The organism is Streptomyces griseorubiginosus, from assembly GCF_036345115.1.
Classification (GTDB): domain Bacteria; phylum Actinomycetota; class Actinomycetes; order Streptomycetales; family Streptomycetaceae; genus Streptomyces; species Streptomyces griseorubiginosus_C.
Map to the genome: position 1 here is coordinate 1,291,510 of NZ_CP107766.1, position 21,099 is coordinate 1,312,608.

The window sequence follows — 21,099 nt, forward strand, 5'->3', positions numbered from 1 at the left end:
AGTTCGCTCTAGGCGATCTGCCGGGCGACATTGGTGAAGGTGTTGCCCGAGGTGTCTCCGAGGTAGGAGAAGTAGTTCAGGATCGCCGGGGACAGATTCGTGAAGCGGTTGTCGGTGATGTCGGGCCGGATGCCGTAGTTCAGCTCGACCCCGGCGCCCCCGGCGTCGTGGATGTCGTTCGCCGTGACGGAGATCGTGCTCGTGTTGAGCGTTCCGCTGTTGTCGCCGATGATCAGGCAGGCGGCACTGAGTCCGGCACCGCTGATGTCGTTGTTGCGGAACACGATGTTCGTGCCGACGCAGTTGAACATCGCCGCCAGAATTCCGTACCGGGAACCGGTGCCGGAAAGGGCCGCGCGCGTGATCGTGTTGTACTCGACCAGAATGTCGGAGATCACGTCGGTGATGGCGTTCCGCTCGACGTCGATCGCGCCCGGCATATCGGGCCGGGCCATGTCGGTGAACGTGTTGTGGTGCACATGCACATTCGTTCCCGAGGTGACGCTGACGCCGTTGCGATTGTTGTTGGCCCCGGTGAACGTGCAGTTGCGGACCTCGATGGTGTGCCCGGTGTTTCCGCCGGAGCCGACGTTGATGTACACGCCGTCGCCGATGATGTTGGTGAAGTCGCAGTCCGTGACCAGCACGTTGCTGTAGTTGCCGTGCACCCTGACCTGGTGACGGTGCTGGTTCCAGACGCCGTCCTGGTTCTGGATGTTCCCGTCGAACTTCAGGCCGTCGACGGTGACGCCGCTCCCGCCCACGCGAAGGATGCCGTCGTCACTGCTGTCCGTGGTGGACGCGTCGGCGGTCCTGAGCACCGCCCCGTTGCCCTCGACATAACAACCGGCCGGAATCAGAAGGTCATTGACGGTATACGTACGGCCGGCCGGAAACCGCAGCCGCTTTCCGGCGGCGGCATTCGCCGCGAGCTGTGGCGTCGCGTAATCCGAGACGAGGACGACGTCCGTACTCGTGGTGGCCTTGGACGGATGCGGAGGCTTCGCGGCCAGAAGCGGAAGGGACATCAATCCCAGCATCGATCTGCGGGACAGCGAGCCGGACCGGGAAAAGACGCCCACGGGAAAATCCTCCTGATGAAATGCACGGCTGGAGTCGTCGGGCCCCGGAGCATATGCCGACAACCCGAGGACAGGAACTCCCGGAACTCGGCGCACAAGCCCGGTTCAGGATGAATCTCCGTACGGAGACAGCGGATTGGCAGGGCATGTGGCATCGACCACAGGACGGGACACCACCTGGGGATCATTCGATTTTAGGCATACAGGACAGTTGGTTCATATCGCCATAGAATCGGAGCGTGGACGACTCCCCAGCACCGCTGCCGGGCACCGCGTTCTACACGGTCGCCGACCGGCGGTTCTTCCCGGGGCTGGTGGCGCTGCTCAACTCCCTGCGGCTGACGGGCCACGAGGAGCCCCTGGTCGTCGTGGACATCGGCCTGTCCCCCGAGCAGAGGGAGCAGCTGAAGGACCACGTCATCCTCGTGGAGCCGCCGTCCCCCGACATGCCCGCGGTGTTCCTCGCGCCCTACGGCCCCCAGCGCCGTCCCGCCGAGGTGCCGGTCCTCATCGACGCGGACATCATCGTCACCCGGCCGCTGACCGAGCTCACCGAGGCGGCCGGGCAGGGGCGGATCGTGGCGTTCGTCGACTGCCTGCCCAACAGCCACCGCTTCCACCCCGAGTGGGAGACCACCCTCGGCCTCGGCCCGCCACGCCGCCAGCACTACTTGAACGCGGGTTTCCTCGCCTATCCGCACACCCTGACCGACCGCCTCCTGCCCCCGTGGACGAAGGGCCAGCAGACGATCGGTGTCGCGCACAGCAGATACGGCAGCGCCACGCTGGACGACCCGTTCTACTTCGCCGACCAGGACGTGCTCAACGCGGTGCTCGCGGCCCGGTTCGAACCCGGTGAGCTCCTCGTCCTCGACCACCGACTGGCCCCCCATCCACCGTTCCCGGGGCTGACCCTGACCGACCGGGACCGTCTGACCTGCCGGTACGGCGACGGGTCCGAGCCGTTCCTGCTCCACCACGTGCTGGCCAAACCGTGGCTCAGGGCGACCCGGGACACGCACTACTCCACGCTCATGACCCGGCTGCTCCTGGCCCCCGACGTCGCCCTGCGGCTGGACCCGCTGAGCCTGCCGCTCCGGCTGCGCGAGGGGCGGGCCGCCGCGCTCGACCGGCGTCGGGCCGACGCGGTGACCCTCGTCCACGACCAGGTCCGCCACCAGCTCGGCCGGTTCGGCATCAGGACCCGGCTGGCCCGTCGGCGCGCACGGCAAGCCGCCCGCTGAAGCCGGCATGGGTGCCGGGGCGCCGCACGGCGGGGACGAGGCCCTCACGGGCGGCGAGCTGAGGCGGCGCGCCAAGGCGGGGGTCTTCGTCGTCAGCAGCCGCGGTCTGGTGATCCTCGTGCTCGGGTTCGCCGGGAACGTGGTCGTGGCCCGGCTGCTCGACCCCCACGACTTCGGCGTGGTCGCCATCGGCATGTCCTTCGTGCTGTTCGCCGGGCTGGTCTCCGACGGCGGTCTCGGGGCCGGGCTCATCCGGCGGACGGAACCCCCGAGCAGCGAGGAACTCGGCGCCCTGAGCGCGCTGCAACTGGGCGTGACACTGGCGATGACGGGACTCGCCGCCGCGCTGGCGGTCCCGCTCGGGCGGATCGCCTCGGTGACCGCGGTCATGGTCGCCTCCATGCCGTTCGTCGCCCTGCAGTTCCCGGGCCGCATCCTGCTGGAGCGTGCCCTGCTGTACCGGCGGCTGGTGGCCGTGGAGATGTCCCAGGTGCTGTGCTACCAGGCGTGGGCCATCGGCACCGTCGCCGCCGGGTTCGGGGTGTGGGGGCTCGCCACGGCGACCGTGGTCCGGGCCCTGGCCGGGACGGTGGTCATGGCGTTCGTGTGCCCGGCCGGGCTGGTGCGGCCCCGGCCGACGTTCCGGCTCATCCGACCGCTCGTCGGATTCGGTCTGCGGTTCCAGGCGGTCAACGCGACCTGGCTGCTGCGCGACCAGCTCCTCAACGTGTCCGTCGCCGCCCTCGGCGGAGTCTCGCAGCTCGGCCTGTGGGCACTCGCCAAACGGCTCATGGAGGTGCCGTATCTGATCCTTCAGTCGCTGTGGCGGGTCTCGTTCCCCACGATGTCCCGGCTGATGTCCGACCGGGACCGTGCGACGCGGCTGGTCCGGCAGGCCGTCGAGATCACCTCGGTCGGCATGGGGTTCGTCCTGACCACACTGGCCGGTTCCGCACCGGGTCTGGTGCCCGGCGTCTTCGGGGCCCAGTGGCGGGACGCCGCCGCGGCCGTGCCCGGGGCCTGTCTGGGCCTTGCCGTGGGTGGGGCGGTCTCGGTGGCCACCCAGGGCTACCTCTACGCGCTCGGCGACGCGCGGTCCGTGCTGCGCGCGAGCCTCCTCCAGGCCCTGACCTGGTTCGCGGTCACCCTGCCGCTCATCGCGCCGCTCGGTGTGGCGTCGGTGGGCCTCGGCTGGTGCGCGGCAGGAGTCGTCGAGGCACTGGTGCTCGGCCGGGCGACCAGGCGCCGGATTCCGGTCGGGCTGTTCCGCCCGCTGCTCGCTCCCGTCCTCGTCGGGACGGGCGCGGCCGCGCTGGGCTGGGCGGTGTCCGCGCGCGGTGGCGGCACGCTGGGCTCCGGGCTTGCCGGAGGCGGCTGTTCCGCGGTGTTCTACGCGGTCGGCATGACCCTGGCCGACCGGCGACTGGTCCGGCGGACCTGCGGCTTCGCCACGAGTTCGGTGCGCGCGGCGCTGTCCCGCAGCCGGAGTGAGGAGAGCGGCTGAGACACTGCCCGGTGCCGGTCCCGGTGCCGGGCACCGTCCCCCGGTGGCGTGGTGTCAGGGCTTGACCGCGATCCGTCCCTCGTCCATCCGCAGCAGCAACAGCCGCTCGCCGGTCCGTGCCAGGAACTCGTCCACCGCCTCGCGGGAGCCCTGCCAGGTGCCGTAGTCGTCGATGAGCAGGACCCCGCCGGAGACCAGACGCGGGTACAGGTGCTCCAGTTCGTGCCGGGTGGAGCTGTACCAGTCCGTGTCCAGGCGCAGGATCGCGATCCGCTCGGGCGCCCGCTCGGGCACGGTCTCCTCCACCAGGCCCCGCACATAGTGGATCCGCTTCTTCGGGTACGGGATCGGCGCGAAGCCGGACTTGACGTCCTCGAGACTCGCCACGGCCCGGATCAGACTGTCGGGTTCCGAGTCGGCGAGCAGGCGGTCGGCCGGTTCCCCGTCGTGTCTGCGGTCGTGCCGGGTCGGTGGCGGCATGCCCTCGAAGGTGTCGAAGAGGTAGAGGTCGCGGTCGGCGGCGCCGAGCGAGAGGAGGGTGCGCGCCACGGCGTGCATGCTGCCGCCCCGCCAGACCCCGCACTCGACCACCGCGCCCGGGATGCGGTGGCGCACGACGTACCGGGTCGCCAGGATCAGCGCGTTGACCCGCTCGGCAGGCGTCATGGAGTACGGCCGGACCGCCGCGATCACCGCTCTGGCCTCCTCGTCGTAGTCGGCGGGGTACTCGGCCGCACCCGACCGGGACACGCGGCGGACCTCGAACCCCGTGACCCGTCGCAGGCCCGCGTTGGCGCTTCGCTTCCAGGACATGGCATCAGTTCCTTCTGCCGGTGAGCGGTTCGGCCGGCTGTCTCCCGGACGCGCGGACCAGTGCGGTGGCGAGTCCGACGGAGAGGTAGAAGAGCACCCGCAGCACCGTGCCCTCGAAGCTCGACTCGACCCCGAAGACGATGAGTTGGGCGATGAGCGTGAACCCGACGACCCGGGCCACCGGGCTGGTGCGCCACCGGGAGAAGAAGAAGACGGCCGTCCCGATCAGGGCGAGCGAGACGAGAGCCCCCAGCACGACGCCGTAGTACACCATCTGCTGGAGATAGGTGTTGTGGACTCTCGCCAGATCCCACAGGCCGTCGGGGGCCGTCCCCCCGCCGAAGCCGAGGACGGGCCGCTCGGCGATCTTGTGGATCGCCTCGACGGCGAACTCCGACCGCAGGAGGACGTTGGCCGGGCTGAACCGGCTGGCCACCAGACTGTCCGGGACCAGCCGGTACAGCAGCGCCGCCGCGGCGACGGCCACCGCGACGACGGCGACGGCCCTTCCGGGAATCCGGTTTCCGGCAAGCCGCCGTCGGAGCAGGGCCCCCAGGCCGGCGAGGACCGCCGCCGCCAGCAGTCCGAGCAGGACGCCGCGCGAGAGCGTGCACACCACCGCCGCGAGCGTGACCCATCCGGCCAGGGTGCAGCGTCGGTCGTGCCGCACTCGGCCCCAGTACAGGAGCAGGGGGACGAAGAAGGCCAGGACGGTGGCGAGGTTGTTGGAGGGCCCGAGGGCGGGATGGGAGAGCCTGCTGTAGTACGACAGATACCGGTCGGAGTCGGTGGGCAGTCCGGGCTCCTCGGGGCTGAAGCCGGGCACCCGCAGCAGGAGCAGCACGGCGGGCACGATGAGCAGCAGGCTGTAGCGCCTGATGTACGTCATGACCCGCCCCGGCGAGGCCCCGCCGAGCTCCCGTACGACGAAGAGGTAGGCGACGATGCCCTCCACGTAGATGAGCGTGGCGCGGAACGTCGCGCCGCGGTCCTGCGTCCACAGCATCGACAGTCCGCAGACGACCGCCGGGACGCACAGCAGGGCGAAGAGCATCGGGTAGCCGATGTCCAGCGGTCGGCAGGCCAGGTCGAGGAAGAGGGTCAGCGCCGCGACGGCCAGCAGGATGTCCAGCACGGAGACCGAGTCGATCCCCGGCACGGACCTGAGCAGGCGCACCGGCATCGCGGCCGCGATCAGGACCAGCGTCAGCAGGACGCGGGGGGATGCCCCGGGGCCTGTCCCGGTGCCGTGCCGGGCGGGGGCGCGCGCGGTGGTCATGACGTGCTCCGGTGCCGGGCGCCGCGCGTCCTCATCGGGGCTCCGCCTTCGCGGTGCGCCGGGGTCCGGCACCGTTGCCCGGGGCCCATTCCGCCGTGTGGGACCTGCCGTGGTCCTCCCGGCGCACGTCGCGTCCGTTCAGGCGGGCGGCCGGTGAGACCGCGGGCACGTACGGCCTGCCGCGCCGCCCTCGCTCTCCGCTGAGCACGCTCCCCAGGACGCTGACGCCGACCGAACGCAGGCGCTGGACCGACTGCACGAGGTCCGGCACACGGGTGGCCCTGGCCTCCGCCACGAGGATCACCTGTCCCACGGCCCGGGCCACCACCGTCGCGTCGCTCTGGGTCAGCACGGGAGGCGCGACGAAGACGACGGCCTCGGCCCGCGCCGTGAGCTGTCCGCGCAACGCGGCGACCTCCGCCTGCCGAAGCGGTGCGACGCCGGGGCCGGGTTCCGCGGTCCCGGCGAGTACCCGGAGCGGTACGTCCGCGCGCCACTCCACCAGTGCCTCGTCGAGGGAGACCCGGCCGTCCAGGACGTCCGCCAGGCTCCACGGGGACGCCAGGCCCATCAGGTCGGCCAGGTGGGCCCGCTCTCCCTGGGCGTCGGCCACGATCGTCCGGGTGCCGCCCTCGGCGAGGGCGATCGCGAGCCCGGCCGCGACGGCGTTCGCCTCGTCGGCACGGACGGGCGCGGTCACGACGAGGGCGCGGGGGGTGGGGCCGCGCCCGGCGGTCTCGGTCGTCAGGGCCAGCCAGCGGTAGGCCTGGGCCAGGACCGGCGGACCGGGCAGTCCGCGCCGGAACTCCGTGTCCCGGTGCCGCCCGCCGCGGGGCAGCACACCGAGGACGTCGACGTCCGCGCCCTGCTCCAGATCCCGCACGTCCCGGATCCGGGTGTCCGTGATCTCGCGGGCGACCGCCCACACGAGGCCGAGGAAGAGCCCCAGGGCGAGGCCGATGACGATGTCGAAGCTCTTGTGCGGGGACACCGGGCCGTCGAGGAGTTGCACGGGGTCCAGGGTCCTGACGTTGATCACCGGGGCCTGTCCGCCGTCCTGCCGCCCGGAGTTCTCGGCGGACGAGACGATCTGCGAGAAGGCCGGTCCCAGCGCCTCCGCGATCTCCCGCGCCTGCCGGGCCGAGTGGTCCTCCACCGTGACGTCGATGACCGCGGTGTCGGTCGGGTTGGTCGCGGTGATGTGGTTCTTCATGTGCTCGACCGAGTACGGCAGCCCCAGTCGGTCGGTGAGCTGGTTGAGCACGGACTGCCCGGTCAGGAGCGTGGTGTACGACTTGGCCCGCTGCTGGGCGAGGAGCGCGCCCTGGTATGCCTGGCTCGAGTCCTCGCCCCGGGCGGAGACGGTCACGAGCATCTGGGCCTTGGCCGCGTAGACGGGTTGCTGCGTCTGGGCCACCGCGGCGCCGACGGCCGCGCCCAGGAGCGTGAGCACGAGGATCGCCACCCAGTGGAGGCGGAGCAGGCGGCGATAGGCTTTCAGGTCCATGTCGGGTCCCTGGGCAGATGGGGATCACGGCTGAGCAGGCGTTCCAGCGGACGCAGGGTCTCGTCCCAGCTGAGGCGTTCGGCCTGGGCGTACGCCTCGTCGCTGGCCGACCGCCACCGGCGCTCCTCGCTCAGGTCCTCGACGACGGAGCGGAAGGTCTCCTCGGTGTAGACCACCGAGCCGCGCAGCAGGTCCAGGTGGCGGCGCCAGGAGGGCACGAGCACGGGCAGCCCGTACGACAGGTAGTGGACGTGTTTCGAGGAGAAGCCGTCCCTGCGCAGCTGGTCCTGGCTGCACGTGACCAGTCCCAGCTGGTAGTTGCGCAGCACGTCGATGGAGGGCGCGTAGCCGAGGTAGCGCAGTCCGAGCGCCGGGTCCGGCGGCGGGCCGCCGTAGACGTCGATGTGCGGGTACAGCGTGGACAGCCGTGCCAGCAGGGCCGGGTTGTTGAAGCCGGCGGTCACGTTCCCGAGGTAGACGATCCGTGGCGGGGCGGCGAACCGCGCCCGGCGGGGTGAGGGGGCACAGCCGAAGTTCAGGGACATCAGGTTGCGCCCGCTGATCTTGTAGTGCTCGACGGCGTAGCGCGCGTACGAGTCCCAGTGCAGCGCCAGATGGTCGACACCCTCGAAGACCGCCGTCTCCAGCCGGCGCAGCTTGTGGTGCTGGCGCTCGGTCACCCTGCCGTCGAAGTACACCTCGTCCGCCCACGGGGCGGGGGCGTCGTACAGGGTGCGTGCGGACCGGGCCTCGGCCAGGACCCCGGCGTCGTAGATGGTCTCGCAGATCACCAGGTCGAAGGCGTCGAGGGGCAGCGACCGCTTGAGGATGGCCCGCCGCAGCCGGTGGTCGGCGACGAGCAGGTAGTACGACAGGTGCCGTCGTCCGAAGCGCCAGCGCCGGGTCAGCGCTGCCGAGGTCGCCTCGGTCGCGTAGAGGGCCATCTTGCGGGGGCTCGGCGCGGGAAGCCGGCCCGCGAACCGGGCCGGGCCGCCCTTGGACCGGCTCAGGTGGTAGGTGTCGACGAGGTGGACGTCGTGGCCCCGTTGCCGCAGGAAGCGCTGGATCTCGACGGGCTTCACGCCGTTGGCGTAGGCGTCGAGCTGGCAGATGACGAGGACGTGCCTGGTTCCGGTCGCCCTCGTGGGCACGCTGGTCAACGGACTACCTCCTCGCTGTGGCGGGTTCCTCTCCCGGGGGATCTCCGGCTTCGACGGCGCGGAGCTGGGCGCGCAGTGCGGGCCGGTCCAGGATCAGCACGTACTGGCCGCGGATCATGTCCGAGCGGACGATCGGAGCGGTGCTGAACCGGGTGTGCGCGGAGCTCAGCCGGCGCAGCCCGAAGGCGAGGGCGCGCAGGTCGCCGTTGGACATCCGGTCGTCGACGCTCACGGCACGGGTGATCGCGTCGAGCATGCGGTCGGTGCCGAGCGGGTCGGTGAGGCTGACATCGGCCCGGATCCGGCCCACCAGGCTCTGCAGAAACTGCTGTTGGCGCTTGATGCGGTCCAGTTCGCCACCGGGCAGGCCGTGGCGCTGACGGACGTACGCCAGGGCCTGCTCGCCGTCGAGGACATGGGTGCCGGCGGTGAAGTGCCGGTCCTGCTCGGGGTCGTAGCTGTCGCGTTCGATGGTGACGGGGACGCCGCCGACGGCGTCGGTGAGGGAGCGGAAGCCGTGCCAGTCGATGACGCCGAAGTGGTCGACACGGATGCCGGTGAGCCGCTCCACCGTCTGGATGAGCAGCGGCGGTCCGCCCCAGGAGAAGGCGGCGTTGATCTTCGCCGAGCCGTGGCCCGGGATCGGGACCCAGCTGTCCCGGGGCAGGGAGACGGTGGAGGCGCTGCGTTCGTCGCCGCTGAGGTGCACCAGCATCAGCGTGTCGCTGCGCTGGGCGCCGTACCTCCAGAGCCGGCCCGTGGCGTCGCTGCCGGTGGTGGGCCGGTCGGAGCGGCTGTCGACGCCCGCGAGCAGGAAGGTGGTACCGCCGTCGTGGTCGGGGGGCTCGGGCGGCCGGGGGCCCGTGGGGAAGGCGTCGGGGATACGGGTGACCTGGTCGCCGTAGTGCTCGGTGGCCCACCAGAAGCCGCCGGCGCCCAGGCCGAGCAGGGCGAGGACGGTGACGAGGGCGACTGCCAGGACGCGGCGCAGCAGATGGCGGGGGCGCCGCGGCCTCGGCTCCCAGGTGGGCCACCGTCCCGGCGCGGACATCAGAAGTCGTCCGGGTAGGGGTCGGCCAGGCCGGCCTGCGGCCCGGGTGCCGGCGCGGAGGCGGGGAAGCTGGGGAGGAGGTCGGTCAGGATCCGGCGCACCTCGTCGGTGTCGTTGCCGTCGGCGGCCGCGTACAGCTCGGGCAGGCGCTTCTCGAGGTCGGCGGAGCGGTCGTCGGGGGAGGTGACGGCGAGGATCCGCGGGTGTGCGGTGCGGGTGTGGTGCTCATCGTCGGCGAACAGCGTCTCGTTGAGTTTCTCGCCGGGACGCAGGCCGGTGTAGCGGATGTCCACGTCGGGGACGTGCAGGGAGCGGGCGTAGCCACGGACGAGGTCGACGATCCGCACCGGGCCCTGCATGTCGAGCACCAGCACCTCGCCGCCGCGGGCCGTGCGGGCCGCTTCCAGGACCAGCCCCACGGCCTCCTCCACGGTCATGAAGAAGCGGGTCGCGTCGGGGTGGGTGACGGTCACCGGGGAGCCGGCGCCGAGTTGCTGGGCCACCACCGACAGCAGGGAACCGCGGCTGCCCAGCACGTTGCCGAAGCGGACGGCGGCGAACACGGTCCCGGGCGGGGCGTCCCGCTGTGCGCGGTGCACGATCAGCTCGGCCAGCCGTTTCGTGGCGCCCAGCACCGAGACCGGGTCGGCCGCCTTGTCCGTCGAGATCAGCACGAACCGCTCGGTACCGGTCGCCGCGGCGGCACTGACCAGGTTCTCGGTACCGCGCACATTGGACTTCACGCCCTCGCAGGGGTGCAGTTCGAGGAGCGGCAGGTGCTTGTGGGCGGCCGCGTGGAAGACCACCTCGGGGCGCAGCCGGCGGAAGATCTGGTCGATGCGGGGGCGGTCGCGGATGTCCGAGATCACGATGTCGTCGGAGTGCAGGGCGTCGCCGTGGAGCTCCAGCTGGAGCCGGTGAAGGTTCGACTCGTCGTGGTCCAGGAGGAAGAGGCGGCTGGGGCCGAAGGCGCGGACCTGGTGGCACAGTTCGCTGCCGATCGAGCCGCCGGCGCCGGTGACCAGGACTCTCCGCCCGGTGATGGTGGTGCCCGCTTCGGGGCTGACCACGTGCATCTCGGCGCGGCCGATCAGTGCGCGCACGTCCAGTTCGCGCAGGTCGTCGCCCACCACGTCACGGCGGAGCGCGGCGATGAACGACGGCAGGTAGCGCACGCTGGCCCCGGCGGCCTCGGCGGCCCGTGCCACCCGGCGGAACCGGGCCGGGGTCAGGCCGGGGATGGCCACGACCACCGCTTCGGCCCGGTGCTGCCGCACGGCGCTGCCGGTGTCCTCCAGGGTGCCGAGGACGGGCAGGCCCCCGACGAAGCCCGCCCGTCGCTTGGCGGGGTCGTCGTCCAGGAAGCCGGCGGGTTCGAGCCCGTACTGGGGGGTGTGCGCCAGGTCGCGGGCCAGGGCCCGTCCGGCCTCGCCCGCGCCGATGACCAGGGTGCGCAGACCGGTGGGGCGGCGGGACCCGGCCGAATGCCGGGCCAGGTGGGCGCACACCCGGTCGACGGAGCGCTCGGGCAGGTGCGGGTACAGGGGCAGGGACAGCAGTTGCGGGAAGAGCGCGTCGGCGCCGGGCAGGCCGCCCGCCGGGATGATCGCGGACCGCCGGAAGTACGGCATGTGGTGCAGCGGGATGAAGTGCACCGACGTGCCGATGCCGTGCTCCGCCAGCCGTTCGACGAGTTCGTCGCGGCCCGTCCCGTACGACTCCGTCACCCGGACGACCTGGAGGTGGCGGGCGTGCCGGCCGGGCGCGGGGGACCGCAGCGGTTCGAGTCCCGGTACGGCCGCCAGCGCCGCCGTGTACTGGGCGGCCAGTGCGTCGCGTCGCTCCTGCCAATGGTCCAGGTGACGCAGCTGGGCCCGCCCGATGGCGGCCTGTACGTCCGTCATGTTGGCCTTCAGGCCGGCCTCGTCGACGGTGTAGCGCCAGCTGCCGCCGGGCAGCGCGCGCCGCCATGCGTCGGCGGACATGCCGTGCAGCCGGGCGCGGCGGATCCGGTCGGCGAGCTGCGGATCCTCGGTGGTGACCATGCCGCCCTCGCCGATCGGCAGGTTCTTCGTGGCGTAGAAGCTGAAGCAGGTCGCCCGGGACACGCTGCCGACGGGGCGTTCCCCGACCGTGGCGCCCAGGGCGTGCGCGGCGTCCTCGACGACACGGGCGAGGGGCAGTCCGGCGGCCTCGGCCAGTTCGGCGACGGGTGCGGGGGCCCCGGTGTAGTGCAGGACCATCATCGCGCCCGGCCGGCGGCAGGCGGCGGCCGCGGCGGCGACGGTGGCGGGCGTCGGCATCCCGGTGCCGGGATCGACGTCGACCAGGACCGGCTGGAGCCCGGCGTGCAGGATCGCCTGGGCCGCTCCGCAGAAGGTCAGCGCCGGGACCAGGACGGGGGTGCCGGCCGGCAACCCGAGGGCCCGCATCGCGAGTTCGAGCCCCGCCGTGCAGGAACTCACCGCGACGGCGTGCGCGGCCGAGACGTAGGCCGCGAAGTCGTCCTCGAAGCGTTCCGTCTCGCGGCCGGTGGTGACCCAGCCGGAGGCGAACACCTTCTGGGCGGCCCGCCGGGCCTCGGGGCTGATCCAGGTCGTGGCGAAGGGGACGTCCCGCCGGTCCGGCTCATCCGCGCCGTCCGCGCCTCGCCCGAGGGGTTCGAGGCGGTCCTGGGGAGGCCAGGGGTGCTCTACCGGCTCCTGCCGGGCCCGCAGCCGATGGACGGTCATCTCGTGCTCCCCACTCCTGGCTACCGGGGGGAACGGTGCCCTGCGAGGACAGCCACGCTCCATGCGTCCGTTTGGCGTATATTTACGCCGTATACGTACACCTTGCTCCCGGCTCTGCGTAGAGTCAACACGAGCGGATTCACGGCGCGTACCGACCGTCGGGAGGCGAGGCATGGCCGGTGACAGGGCCGGATCGGGAAGCAGGGACACGCGGGGGGCGGCCGGTGAGCGGGCCGGATCGGGAAGCAGGGGCACACAGGGGGCGGCCGGTCCGGCGCGCCGGGCCGGGGATCGCGGGCGCTACGGGCGGCTGAGCCGGGAGCGGGTCCTGGCCAGCGCCCTGGAACTGGTCGACCGGGAGGGGCTGTCGGCGCTGAGCATGCGGCGGCTCGGGGCGGAGCTGGGCGTGGAGGCGATGGCGCTCTACCGGTACGCGGCGAGCAAGGACGCCCTGCTCGACGGGCTGGTCGAAGCCCTGTACCTGGAACTGGAGGAGCGGATCGCGCGCGAGCCCGAGGCGCCCTCCTGGCGCGCCGGGCTGCACCGCGTCGCCCGGGCCACCTACGACGTCTGCCTCGCCCACCCCCAGGCCGTCCCGCTGCTCGCCACCCGCATGCTCGCCGTCCCCCTGGCCCGGCGGCCGCTCGCCGTGCTGAAGGACCACGAACGGGTCCTCACACTGCTGCGGCGGAGCGGCCTCGACGACGACCGGGTGGCCGTGGCCTTCCGCGCCTTCACCGCCTGGCTGCTGGGCTATGTGTCGGTGGAACTACGGCCGATGGTGGACAACCCCGAGGAGTCGGATCCGGCGTTCCGGCTGGGCCTGCATCTCATGCCGGCCCGGGAACTGCCCGTCCTGCGGGAGACCGCCCCCGCCCTCGCCGAGCGCGGCGGGGTCGCGGGCCTCGCCGAGGGGCTCGACGCGCTCATCGACCGCTTCACCGACACGCGGGAGTGACCGCTCAGTGGGCTGCGTCCAGCCGCGCCCGCTGCTCCCCCGTGAGCTCCAGGTCCACCGCCGCCAGGTTCTCCTCCAGCTGGGCCACGGACGACACCCCGGCCAGCGGGACGATCGGCAGGTCGCTGCCGAACTGCCAGGCCAGGACGACCTGGTTGACGGTGGCACCCGTCTCCTTCGCCACCTCGGCCAGGGCCCGCAGGCGTGGCGGGGTGCCCGGGTGGTCGAAGTCCGCGGGGAGGCGGTCCGGGTGGGTGTAGGCGCCCTTGAGGAGGGGTGAGTAGGCGACCAGGGTGAGGCCGGGCTCCGCGCGCAGGTAGCTCAGCAGATCCGGGCCCGCGTGACCGAGGCTGCCGTCGGGGAACAGGGGCTCGGGCACGTCGGTGCGGGGACGCAGATGGCTGTGGGCGTACTGGAGGACCTCGTAGCCGGGCAGACCGGCCGCCGCCGCCAGGGCCCGGGCCCGCTCCACCCGCCAGATCGCGTGGTTGCTCACGCCCAGCAGGCCCACCGTGCCCTCGGCCACCAGTTCGGCGAACCCCTCGACCGTCTCCTGGAGCGGGACCCGGTGGTCCTCGATGTGCGCGTAGAGGAGGTCCAGCCTGTCCACGCCGAGACGTTCCCGGCTGCGCTCCGCGGACTCGCGGATCACCTTCGCCGACAGGCCCTCCGCGTTGTCGACGTAGCTGGTGCCGGGGGCCAGCGGGCGGGCGCCGAGCTTCGTGGCGATGACGATCTCGTCGCCGATGCCGCGGCTGCGCCGCCACCGGCCGAGCAGTTCCTCGCTCTGGCCGCCCTGACCGCCGTCCTCCCAGAAGGCGTAGTTGTCAGACGTGTCGATGAAGGTGCCGCCCGCCTCGACATAGCGGTCGAGGACGGCGAAGGAGGTCTCCTCGTCGGTCCGTGAGCCGAACAGCATGGCGCCGAGCGCGAGGACGCTGACCTCGCGGCGGGTCGCCGGATCGGTGCCGATGGTGCGGTACTTCATGGTGATTCCCTCCCGTGTGTACCCGTCTTCGGGCACACACGGGAGTCTTCATCTTGAAGCGCACTTCAAGTCAAGGGCCCGCGCGCTCACTTGTCCCTGCCTGCGCCTACTTGGCGAACGGGCCCTCCAGGGCCGCCCATTGGAGCAGCATGATGGTCTTGGCGTCGGCGATCTCCCCGGTGCGGATCAGCTCCAGGGCCCTGCGGAAGGGCAGTTCGAGGATCTCGATGTCCTCGCCCTCCTCGTCGAGGCCGCCGCCCTCGTGGGTTCGGGTCGACGGGGCGTACTCGGCGGCGTAGAAACTGACGCGCTCGGTCACCGAACCGGGGCTCATGTAGACGTCGAAGACGTGCCGGACCTCGCCGATGGTGTGCCCGGTCTCCTCGACGACCTCGCGCCGCACGGCGATCTCGGGGTGCTCGTCATCGTCGTCGAGCAGACCGCCCGGGGTCTCGATGAGCAGGCCGTCGGGGTGGCCGTTGACGTACACCGGGTAGCGGAACTGGCGGGTGAGCAGCACGGTTTCGCGTTCCGCGTCGTACAGCAGCATGGTGGCGCCGTTGCCGCGGTCGTGCGTCTCGCGCTGCTGGGTGCTCCAGGTGCCGTCGGCGCGCTGGAGCTCGAAGGTCGTGGCCCGCTCGACGTACCAGTGGCTGGAGAGCAGTTTCACCTCCCGGACCTTGACGCGCGGGTTGCGGGTCAGGTCCAGGCCGGTGCGGTCGAGTCCGGTGCGGCCGCGGCGGTCGGGGGTGTCGACGCCCTCGGTCATCGGGCACCGGCCGGGTGGAGGGTGGGGCGGGGGAAGTGCGAGTTGGTCATGACCGCTTCTACCACTCCGGTGCGGGTCGCGTCGCGCGGGGCACCCCCTTCCCGGAAGGCCCTCGTACTGCTTAGCGTGCTCGTATGGATCATCCGGCTCTTCCGCCGCGGCCGTCCCTACGGCACTTCGACCACTGCCCCTGGCTCTACGCCGACCAGGCGACCGAGGAGCAGCGCGCGACGCAGCGGGACGTGCTTCGGGCGATCGGCGGCGACACCGAGATCGGTGAGCGGTGCTATGTCGCCGAGTCCGCGGCCGTCTTCCCGGACCGGCTCCGCCTCGGCGACGACTCGTACATCGCCGCGCACGCCTATGTCACGGGTGAGCTGAGCACCGGCCCGCACTGCACGCTGAACCCTTTCACGACCGTGCGCGGCGACGTCGTCCTCGGCGAGGGCGTCCGCATCGGCGCCCACACCTCACTGCTCGGCTTCAACCACACCATGTCCCCCGACCGCCCCGTCCACCAGCAACCCCTCACCAGCCGGGGCATCCGCATCGGCGACGACGTCTGGATCGGCTCCCACGTGGTCGTCGTGGACGGCGTGACCATCGGCGACCACTGCGTCATCGGGGCGGGGGCCGTGGTGACGAAGGATCTCCCGGCGTGGTCGGTGGCGGCGGGGAATCCGGCTCGGGTGTTGCGGGATCGGCGGGGGGACGCGGGTGCGGCGACCCCGGCTTCGGGTGTACGGCGTGAGGATGGCCGTGCGTCCGGGGGCGACTCGGCGACGGTCTCCGGGGTCGGCGGCTCGGAGCGCGGGGCAGGGACGCGTGGCCCCGGTCCGAGCCCCCTGGCCCTGGCCCGCTTCGCGGAGGCCGCCCGTGCCCAGGTGGCCGAGGTTCTCGACCGTTGCTGGGACGGTGAGCGGTACGTCGATCGGCCCGGTGTCGCGCCCACCGTGCGGGCCCACTGCGACGCCGTGGAGATCGCCGCCCTGCTGCTCGGGACGGTGCCGGAGCAGCTGTCCGCCGGGGAGCACGTGGAGCGGCTGCGTGGGCTCCAGGATCCGAAGAGCGGCCTCGTGCCGGAGTTCGGTGAAACCGTGCCGACGGCGGACGACGACGGGTTCATCGGTGAGGGCGCCGCGCTCTACCACGTGCTGTGCGTCGGGTACGCCCTCGATCTCCTCGGCACCGCTCTCCCCCACTCCATCGCAGGCGTACGGGACATGACGGCACGTCAACTGCTCGTACGGCTGGACTCGTTGCCCTGGGACACGGGTGCCTGGGGTGCCGGTGCCTGGATCGACTCCTGGTCCACGGCGGCGCACTGGAACCTGCGGCACGGCCAGGCCGGTGACGCGACCGTGGAGTCGCTGTTCGGCTGGCTGCTCACCAGGGCCGATCCGTGGACCGGCATGTGGGGCACCCCCTCGGCCCAGGCGGGCCGTCTCCAGGTGGTCAACGGCTACTACCGGCTCACGCGGGGCTCGTTCGCGCAGTTCGGGCTGCCGGTGCCGCACCCGGAACGGGTCGTGGACGCCGTCCTGGACCACGCCCGCGACGCACGGTACTTCGGGTCGGGACAGGAGAACGCCTGCAACGTACTGGACGTCGCTCACCCCCTGTGGCTGAGCACCCGGCAACTCGGCCACAGCACGGACGGCTACCGCTCCGGCGAGATCCGCGACTGGGCCGAACGACAGCTCGCCGCGGTCCTGCCGCGCTGGCGGCCCGGCCAGGGCTTCGGCTTCGGCCCGGGCACAGCGGGCCCCGGCCCCGAACCCGGCCTCCAGGGCACGGAGATGTGGCTGGCCATCACTTGGTACCTCGCCGACCTCCTGGGCCGCTCCGACGAACTCGGCTACCACCCCCACGGCATCCACCGCCCGGAACCGGCCCGCCAGGGGACGCGGACGCCGACCTGACCCGGGCAGGCCACCGGGCCCGCCCGGGCCGGCCTCGTCCGTCAGGTCAGCCCCGCCGGCCGAGCTGCGCGAGAATCGTCCGGTCGGTGATCCCCGCGTCGTCGGCGAGCAGGAACGCCTTGCTGAGAATGACCGACAACCGGTCGTCCTCGAACGGGAGGAACACCTTGCCGTCGCCCCTGCCCCGCGCCGGAACGATGCAGAGATAGGAGTTGTCCGGCTCCATCAGGACGTTCGCCGAGCCGAGATGGATCCGGTACGTCCGCAGCGTGCCCCGCACCACGAGGTGTCGGCCGTCGAGCGCGCACCGGTCGGCGATCGTCAGGCGGGGCAGGATGCGTTCAAGCGCGGCACGGCGTGCCTCGGCGCTCGCGGTCAGTGCGGCGCATCCGAAACGCTCCCCCTGCCCGCGCTCGGGACCGCGGTCGGTCCACTCGGGGTCCGCCCCGATCGAGGTCACGCCGACGAAGAGGTCCACGTCCCGCATGGCCTCGCTGAACACCAGGGCCGGCACATCCGTGAGCGGCACCTCCCGCCATCCGCCCTCGACCCGGCGGGCGAAGCGCACCTGATCGGTCGTGGCCAGCGGTTCCTCCTCCTGCCAGTCCGCCGACCGGTGGTGGAAACGGACCCGCCACTCCCCCGCCCCCAGCGTGCGCTCCGCCGCACCCTCGGCCCCGCCGTCCCAGGGCCCGAGCCGGTCGCTCGTCCAGCCACGGGCTCTGAACAGCGCGAACATCCGGTGGTAGTGGACGAGGTGCGCGGCGAAGCGGTCGGAGTGGACGCGGGTCTCCTCCTCGGCCGGGGTGAGGCGATAGATCTCCCGGAACGCCTGCTTGAAGGGCTGCCGTATCTCTCGCTCGACCAGGAGATCCCGCCAGGCCCGCACGGCGTCCGGCTCGGAGCGCAGGGGGTGCCAGAGCCGTACGGCCGCGTCGTCGGGCGCGGCCGGCAGGTCCCCGGCCTCGGGCAGTACGGCCTGCCAGGTGCCGGGCTCGATCTCGACCTCCCAAATCAGCCGGCGTACGACGGTCCGGGCGAGCGGGTGCCGGGCGAGTTCGGCACGCCACCAGCCGTAGCGGTGGACGGCGTCCACGGCGTAGCCGCCCTCCAAGGCGCGGGCGAGTGTCAGGAGTTGGGCGTCCACCCGGCGCACCAGCTCGCGCACCTCCTTGACCAGCGCGGGCTGGTTCCGGCGGACCGGTGCCGGGGCGCTCTTCAGCGGACGCCCGTCCTTGTGCCAGGTCAGCGTGGCGGACCCGGTGACGGTCACGACGGCCGCATAACCGTCGCCCGCCTCCTGGATCAGAACGCCGTCCTCGTCGAAGCCCAGCGTGGGGAGCCGCAGCGCCACGTCGGTCCGCTCGGCGAGGGCCGCCTCGGCCTTCTTGAGCATCTTGTCGAGTTGCTTGGGGACTCCGGCGTGCCGGACGCTCTTGCGCACGGTCCGCAGCGACGCGACCAGCTCCGGAGTGGGGAAGTCCTGTGCGGCGCGGACGAGTTCGTAAAGGAGCGCCTGCGAGGGGAGGGTCCTGGCCGGGGTCGGCGCGAGGGTGATGCCGGGCAGGAGACGGTCGAAGAGGGCCGGCAGCCATGGTTCGTCACGCAGCAGGGCGACCCGGGCGGCCTGCCCGAGGCTGGTGACCTCGCGGTCCGTGAACGCCTTGTCCGCCCGGTAGGGGACCTCGCCGGCGTGGATCGCGTCGGCGCGGTCGGCCGCCGCTTCCAGGGCTCGGCGGGCGAAGGCGACATAGGCGGGGTGCTCGGCGAACGGCTGCCAGATGTCAGGGGTGTTCGCCGGCTCGGCGGTTCCGTGCTGCCGGTCGAGTGCGCACAACAGCGCTTGCTCCGCTGGAGGGAGCCCGACGGCTACGGCGATCTCGTCCGTGACGATGGGCCCCGCCCCTCGGGAGAGACGCTCCACGACCTCGTGCAGCACCTCCTGACCCGCGAGCCCGGCGAGGGCGAGCAGCGTGTGCAGCTGTCGCAGGGTGTCCTTGGCCAGGAGGGTCTCGACCAGGGCGCGGACCGGGTCGGACACGTCGGGCAGCGGACCGGTGCAGTGCTCCAGAGCCTGCACGCCCAGCGTGAGATCCACCCAGCCGTGCTCCTCGCTCCGCTCCACGAGCACGTCGACCATCCGGCGGCACGCGTCGGGGGTGAAGCGCGGGCGACGGCTCGCGGCGGCGCGCTCCACCGCGTGGGCGAGGCTCATGCGGGAGGCCGGGGCGGACGGGCGCACGCCGTGGGCCTCCGGGAGGAGGGTGCCGAGTTCCTCGTCGCTGAGCAGCGGCAGCTCACCGTACGGGACCTCCATCACGAAGTCCGGGTCGGTCAGCGCGCACATCAGCCGGGCCGCGAGGCCCGTGTCCTGGCTGTCGTGGAGCATGCCTCGGATCATGGCAGGAGGCACTGACAACGGGGCCCGTACGAAGTCTGACAAAGGGGCCGTACGAAAAGGGCCCCCGCAGGCTCTCGCCCGTGAAGACCCTTCGCACCGTCGGGACGACAGGATTTGAACCTGCGACCCCTTGACCCCCAGTCAAGTGCGCTACCAAGCTGCGCCACGTCCCGGTGCGCTGCGCCGCGGTGGACCGCGGGAACGCGCGTACAGAACTTTACCCCACGCCGGGGGCTCGGCCGAAGCGGGCACCGGGCGCGGGACAATCGACGTATGGCCAGTACATCCTCAGGACGGCAGACGGACGCGCGGGACCGGGACGGCGAGGGGCGGGCACGCAACGCGCGGCCGCGCGACGGGCTCGGGCGGCCCTTGCCGTACGGCGCCGAAGGCGTCGCCCGTCAGCCGGAAGGCGTGGTGCGCTCACCGGAGGACACGGTGACCGAGGCGCAGCTGCTCCTGGACGCCGGGCGGCCGTTCCACGCCCACGAGGTCTTCGAGGACGCCTGGAAGTCGGGCCCCGAGGAGGAGCGCGAGCTGTGGCGGGGCCTGGCCCAACTGGCGGTCGGGCTCACCCACGCGGCCCGCGGCAACGTCACCGGCGGGGCGAGGCTGCTGCGGCGCGGCGCCGGGGCGGTGTCGGAGTGGGCCGCGTCGGGGGCCGGGCGGGGGCGGCCGTACGGGATCGATCTGGGCGGGCTCGTCGGGTGGGCGCGCGAGCTGGCGGAGGATGTCGAGCGGGGCGGGGCGGCGGTGGACGCCCGGGGGCGCGGTCCTCGGCTCCGGGGCTGACGCGGCCCGCCCCAGCTCCGCACTCGTGACGTGGACTCGGTGACCTCGCTGTCAGTGCCGTGCGGCAGACTCGGGGTGTGCGAAAGATTCATGTCATCGGTATCGGCGCGGGCGACCCCGAGCAGCTGACCCTCCAGGCGGTCAGGGCGCTGCGGAGCACGGACGTGTTCTTCGTCCTGGACAAGGGCGAGGTGAAGAGCGACCTGACGCAGCTGCGCCGGGACATGCTGGAGGCACACATACCGGAGGGCACCTACCGGGTGGTCGAGGCCCGGGACCCGGAGCGGGACCGTGCCGCGGGCGGCTCCGCGTACTCCCCCGCCGTCGGGGACTGGCGCAGCGCCCGCGCCGACATCTACGAGCGGCTGATCTCCGAGGAGCTGGGCGAGGAGGAGAGCGGAGCGTTCCTGGTGTGGGGCGACCCCGCGCTGTACGACAGCACGCTCGGCATCCTGGAGGAGATTCTGGAGCGCGGCTCGGTGGACTTCGCGTACGACGTCGTGCCCGGCATCAGCAGTGTCTCGGCGCTCGTCGCCCGCCACCGCACCGGGCTGAACCGCGTCGCCCGCCCCGTCCAGATCACCACCGGCCGGCGTCTCGCGGAGGGCTTCCCGGAGGGCGTGGACGACGTGGTGGTGATGCTCGACGCCCACCAGTCCTTCCGCGCCTACGCCGACCAGGACATCGACATCTACTGGGGCGCCTACATAGGCACGCCCGACGAGATCCTCGCGTCGGGGCCGATCGCCGAGGCCGCGCCGCGGATCGAGCGGCTGCGCGCGGAGGCCCGGGAGCGCAAGGGCTGGATCATGGACACGTATCTGCTGCGCCGCAACCCGAAGCAGCCGTAAGCGGAAGCGGGAGTGGGCACCCGGGCGGACCGCCCGGCATGCACGG

Annotated in this window: 16 protein-coding genes and 1 tRNA gene; 6 read left to right on the top strand and 11 right to left on the bottom strand. The window is 72.3% G+C overall.

The genetic code is table 11. The annotated features are described in order from the left end of the window. Positions 1-8: 8 nt before the first annotated feature. The gene (locus OHN19_RS06010; RefSeq protein ID WP_330294110.1) at positions 9-1,178 is read right to left on the bottom strand and encodes a right-handed parallel beta-helix repeat-containing protein; all 1,170 of its coding nucleotides are present in this window, start codon (positions 1,176-1,178) and stop codon (positions 9-11) included. 143 nt (positions 1,179-1,321) lie between these two features. Between OHN19_RS06010 and OHN19_RS06015 the strand changes: the two genes are divergently transcribed. Then, positions 1,322-2,326, top strand: coding sequence for a hypothetical protein (locus OHN19_RS06015; protein WP_330263140.1), 1,005 nt, complete (start codon positions 1,322-1,324; stop codon positions 2,324-2,326). Between the two features lie 7 nt (positions 2,327-2,333). Next, a complete protein-coding gene (locus tag OHN19_RS06020) occupies positions 2,334-3,830 on the top strand; it encodes an oligosaccharide flippase family protein (protein WP_330263141.1) in 1,497 nt (498 codons plus the stop codon). 54 nt (positions 3,831-3,884) lie between these two features. Here the strand turns inward: OHN19_RS06020 and OHN19_RS06025 are convergent, their stop codons facing one another. Genes OHN19_RS06025 through OHN19_RS06050 form a run of 6 tightly spaced genes read right to left on the bottom strand, consistent with a single transcriptional unit; the run spans position 3,885 to position 12,372 of the window. After that, positions 3,885-4,643: a TylF/MycF/NovP-related O-methyltransferase gene (locus tag OHN19_RS06025; RefSeq protein ID WP_330263142.1), complete on the bottom strand. Its 759-nt coding sequence runs from the start codon at positions 4,641-4,643 to the stop codon at positions 3,885-3,887. A 4-nt stretch (positions 4,644-4,647) separates the two neighbouring features. Next, the gene (locus OHN19_RS06030) at positions 4,648-5,922 is read right to left on the bottom strand and encodes a hypothetical protein (protein WP_330263143.1); all 1,275 of its coding nucleotides are present in this window, start codon (positions 5,920-5,922) and stop codon (positions 4,648-4,650) included. 31 nt (positions 5,923-5,953) lie between these two features. Further along, on the bottom strand, positions 5,954-7,429 hold the full coding sequence (locus OHN19_RS06035; protein ID WP_330263144.1) for a Wzz/FepE/Etk N-terminal domain-containing protein: 1,476 nt from the start codon (positions 7,427-7,429) through the stop codon (positions 5,954-5,956). Continuing rightward, positions 7,420-8,589: a hypothetical protein gene (locus OHN19_RS06040; RefSeq protein WP_330263145.1), complete on the bottom strand. Its 1,170-nt coding sequence runs from the start codon at positions 8,587-8,589 to the stop codon at positions 7,420-7,422. Before OHN19_RS06040 ends, OHN19_RS06035 begins: the two co-directional genes overlap by 10 nt. Before the next feature lie 4 nt (positions 8,590-8,593). Next, entirely contained in the window at positions 8,594-9,640 is a 1,047-nt protein-coding gene (locus OHN19_RS06045) for an LCP family protein (RefSeq protein ID WP_330263146.1), read from the bottom strand. After that, positions 9,640-12,372: a DegT/DnrJ/EryC1/StrS family aminotransferase gene (locus OHN19_RS06050; protein WP_330263147.1), complete on the bottom strand. Its 2,733-nt coding sequence runs from the start codon at positions 12,370-12,372 to the stop codon at positions 9,640-9,642. Before OHN19_RS06050 ends, OHN19_RS06045 begins: the two co-directional genes overlap by 1 nt. 172 nt (positions 12,373-12,544) lie before the next feature. Here OHN19_RS06050 and OHN19_RS06055 point away from each other — a divergent pair, with 172 nt between their 5' ends. Next, positions 12,545-13,330, top strand: a complete 786-nt coding sequence (locus OHN19_RS06055; RefSeq protein WP_330263148.1) for a TetR/AcrR family transcriptional regulator — start codon at positions 12,545-12,547, stop codon at positions 13,328-13,330. Positions 13,331-13,334: 4 nt separating this feature from the next. Here OHN19_RS06055 and OHN19_RS06060 read toward each other — a convergent pair whose 3' ends face one another. After that, positions 13,335-14,318 (bottom strand): aldo/keto reductase, encoded by a 984-nt coding sequence (locus OHN19_RS06060; RefSeq protein WP_330263149.1) that lies wholly within the window; start codon positions 14,316-14,318, stop codon positions 13,335-13,337. Positions 14,319-14,424: 106 nt separating this feature from the next. Then, complete coding sequence (locus tag OHN19_RS06065) at positions 14,425-15,087, bottom strand: NUDIX domain-containing protein (protein WP_330263150.1); 663 nt, start codon at positions 15,085-15,087, stop codon at positions 14,425-14,427. 134 nt (positions 15,088-15,221) lie between these two features. Between OHN19_RS06065 and OHN19_RS06070 the strand changes: the two genes are divergently transcribed. Further along, a complete protein-coding gene (locus tag OHN19_RS06070) occupies positions 15,222-17,009 on the top strand; it encodes an acyltransferase (protein ID WP_330263151.1) in 1,788 nt (595 codons plus the stop codon). 46 nt (positions 17,010-17,055) lie between these two features. Here OHN19_RS06070 and OHN19_RS06075 read toward each other — a convergent pair whose 3' ends face one another. Together OHN19_RS06075 and OHN19_RS06080 are read right to left on the bottom strand one after the other, a co-directional pair. Beyond that, on the bottom strand, positions 17,056-19,398 hold the full coding sequence (locus tag OHN19_RS06075; RefSeq protein ID WP_330263152.1) for a DUF4132 domain-containing protein: 2,343 nt from the start codon (positions 19,396-19,398) through the stop codon (positions 17,056-17,058). Positions 19,399-19,509: 111 nt separating this feature from the next. After that, a tRNA-Pro gene (locus OHN19_RS06080) sits at positions 19,510-19,583 on the bottom strand. 100 nt (positions 19,584-19,683) lie between these two features. Between OHN19_RS06080 and OHN19_RS06085 the strand changes: the two genes are divergently transcribed. Beyond that, positions 19,684-20,202, top strand: a complete 519-nt coding sequence (locus tag OHN19_RS06085; protein WP_330263153.1) for a DUF309 domain-containing protein — start codon at positions 19,684-19,686, stop codon at positions 20,200-20,202. Between the two features lie 77 nt (positions 20,203-20,279). Further along, positions 20,280-21,053 carry a precorrin-6A synthase (deacetylating) gene (gene cobF, locus OHN19_RS06090; RefSeq protein ID WP_330263154.1) on the top strand — a complete coding sequence of 258 codons (774 nt, stop codon included), beginning with the start codon at positions 20,280-20,282 and terminating at the stop codon, positions 21,051-21,053. Positions 21,054-21,099 lie beyond the last annotated feature (46 nt).